Here is a 2,881-nt window from a genome sequence, read left to right as displayed (position 1 = left end):
TGTAAATTCAGTCTCGGGCACAATATCAGGTGGCCCAACAAGAAATAGTCGACCTGATGGTCGCTACTTTGATGCTATTTACGAAAGCGGCCAAGGTGGTGTATGTCGTGATATGCGTTATTCAGCTCATAAGTTAACAGCCGAAGACTTTGCAGAAGAAGACCTAAGAATTAAGGCTGGTGAGTATCGAGGTAGAGAAAAATTGTTCTTTACAAAAAAAGTATTGAAAGAAGTTTCTACAAGCGACAATGCCTTAGCAACGGGAACTCAAGTTTCTAACACAGATAACTACACAGTTGGTGATTTGATTACGGTGTATAGCGAGAGTGGTGAAACGCTGATTAATGAAGCACTAATATTGTCAAAAACTGAAACGGGGATTATTTGGGATGGTACTAAACAGTTTGAGCGTGTAAATGGTGAAACATATATATTAGTAACTGGCTACTACACCAATATTTCTGTAGCTGATGAGTTCATTCATACCGAGGTTATTGGGGACCCTGCTGACATTCTACTTTGTGAAGACTTAAAAGAGGGTTGGGTTGGGAGTTGGAATAGGTTTATTCCTGACGGTTCTGCACTTTGGTCATCAATGAAATTAAGTAAACCGACTGAAGTTACATCTTTAAACAGGACATACACAAATGATAATGGGGTAATTTGGAATTCTACTAGCATTGCAATTGACCCAGTAACCAACGCACCAACAGTGAACGATGCTCCAGCAATTGGGCGTGTTGAGATTTGGCATTATAAAACAAAAGCCAATATGACACAGTCAGTAAGTAACTTAGCTATTTATGGTGGCGATATTGGAAATGTTTTCTATTCGCAAGGTTGGCGTGAATGGACAGGAAGGCATTTAGGTTATTCTTTAACAGGGGAAATAAACACTTCTATTGGTGCAGGTACTAATAAATTCTTTCAAACGGTCAAACTGGAATCCTACAGCCTATATGAAGGGAAGCTTGGAGCATGGACTAGCACAAACCGTGGCTCTCCAACTCACGCATTACCAAAAGATTTTAATGCGCCTGAAAATGAAGGTCCTGCGTTTAAAGCCCTTAACTACAACGTAGCTAAAAACCAACAAGGTTTTATTAATTATGCTTACGCTCAACTTACATACGATGCCACAGCAGGTGATTGGGGCGATGATGGCAAAATTCACATTGCAGATAATCAAACCACAATGCTAGACGAGAATGGCCATACTAATTTAGTTGGCATGGCTTGCTGCGTAGAACCGATAGGATGGGTTTAATATGACTAGTACACTAACACCAATCTTAGAGTTTATTGAACTCGACACCGAACAAAACCCTATCGTTGATGAGCAAGGTTTACCAACCTTGCTACAAGGACCTGTGGGCCTTAAAGACATACCTGGGCTAATCGCCAAAGGCAAAATTGACAACTTAACCCTGTTTGCTGAACTGCAATCAAAGCATGAGCAGTACGTGTGGGCCGGAGAGTACGTTAACTATTTAGTCGAGCGTAACAAAGTTGAGCAACACAACGCTAACTTACCCGCGCCGGTAGCCAACGACGATGGCAGCATTACAGAGGCTGAGCCTAAGCCGCTACCCGTTGCACCCACTCGCCCTGCAGTTAGAACCGCTGATGAAGTACTCGAACCGTACCAAAAGCAAATCAATAAGTTAAAAGGAATTGAATGCAAAGGCGTGTTTGTGTCACTCAATGAGTCAAACCAAAATGGCTTGTCAGCACTCAAGAGTGCGCTTGAATTAGCCACAGAGTTTGGGGAAGCTGAGGCTTTCTTTCCGGTCAACTTCAATGCTGAAACTGCTAAAGGTGTTCAAGTTGTTACACTTGAAAACGAAGCTGAGTTTAAGCAATTTGGTCTTAACTTTATCATGGCGCGTAAAGCGTATTTTGAGTAAACAACAAGGGGCTTGATAGCCCCTTTTTATTGGAGAGCATTATGTTAACTCTACTTAAAACGCTAAGAACCCTACTTTGCTACGTTCTTTGTGGTTTACTTTTCATCGTACCATTCATTGTGTTATCACTAATTGCCTTACATGGCAGCACTTGGGCCTTTAATAGTCTATATAGCATAGACATAACAATATGCAGTATTTGCCACGGCACAAAACTAGAATCAATTTCTGCAAGAAGTTATCGCCTTCGAAGTGATAAGCGCTACTACTACCAGATGCTTATTATTGATTGGCTTGCCACCCCATTTGATGGAAAGGAACATTGTAGGAGAGCATTTAAGTGGGAAAGTAAAGCTATTAAAGCGGTTTAAATCTTAGATCTTTAAAGCTCATTTAAACACCGTTTAAAGAAGCTTTAAAGATACCAATCATTACACTTAAACAAATAAACACAAGCCTATTTAACATAATTAAGTAATTCTAAAATCTTACGTCTTTTTTTCTAAAAACAATCGGCGGCTTACACCAGCCTCACTAGTCGTTAGATTTTTGGTGATTCTCATGAGAACTCAGAATGACCTCTTATTCTGAAATGGGCTTTGCATTCTGAGATGTGACTTTATTGTTTATTTTATGTTGCAGCTGGAATTTGATCGAAAACAAATCCCTTCGCCACGGCTTCAGCCTGAAATGAATTTGGCACCAAACGAATGTATTCATTGAGAATCAGCTAGCATTGAAAACAATATGCGAAGCCTGAGCTAGAAAGATAAAGCCTTGCGAGTTCCAGGTTTTGTATTCAATATGCTTATATCATGTCAATCCTAGCAATGTCTTATCTTCTTGAGTGGCTGAAACTACGACACCAAACAATCCAACAGGATCATTGCTATAGAAACGATGTATGACCGAATCATAGTATCGTATCTGTCTATAATTTAGTACGAACTACGGTCCTTTCTAATTGTTATCTG

General features: G+C 40.1%; 3 protein-coding genes. All 3 read left to right on the top strand.

Annotation, left to right across the window (positions count from 1 at the left end; genetic code table 11):
- Nucleotides 1–1,267 (top strand): hypothetical protein (locus tag L1D46_RS20215; protein WP_239978134.1); only part of this gene is annotated, 1,267 nt, incomplete at its 5' end.
- A gap of 1 nt (nt 1,268) precedes the next feature.
- Nucleotides 1,269–1,907, top strand: a complete 639-nt coding sequence (locus L1D46_RS20210; RefSeq protein ID WP_239978133.1) for a hypothetical protein — start codon at nt 1,269–1,271, stop codon at nt 1,905–1,907.
- A gap of 41 nt (nt 1,908–1,948) precedes the next feature.
- Complete coding sequence (locus L1D46_RS20205; protein ID WP_239978132.1) at nt 1,949–2,278, top strand: hypothetical protein; 330 nt, start codon at nt 1,949–1,951, stop codon at nt 2,276–2,278.
- Nucleotides 2,279–2,881: the final 603 nt, after the last annotated feature.

It is taken from the genome of Pseudoalteromonas sp. Isolate3 (assembly GCF_022398505.1).
Classification (GTDB): Bacteria; Pseudomonadota; Gammaproteobacteria; order Enterobacterales; family Alteromonadaceae; genus Pseudoalteromonas; species Pseudoalteromonas apostichopi.
Note: the sequence above shows the minus strand (reverse complement) of the source record. Positions and strands in the feature narration are given on the sequence as shown.

Bases quoted from the DNA above. Each gene is read 5' to 3' on its own strand.
- L1D46_RS20210 (WP_239978133.1), top strand. From the start codon at position 1,269: ATGACTAGTACACTAACACCAATCTTAGAGTTTATTGAACTCGACACC.
- L1D46_RS20205 (WP_239978132.1), top strand. From the start codon at position 1,949: ATGTTAACTCTACTTAAAACGCTAAGAACCCTACTTTGCTACGTTCTT.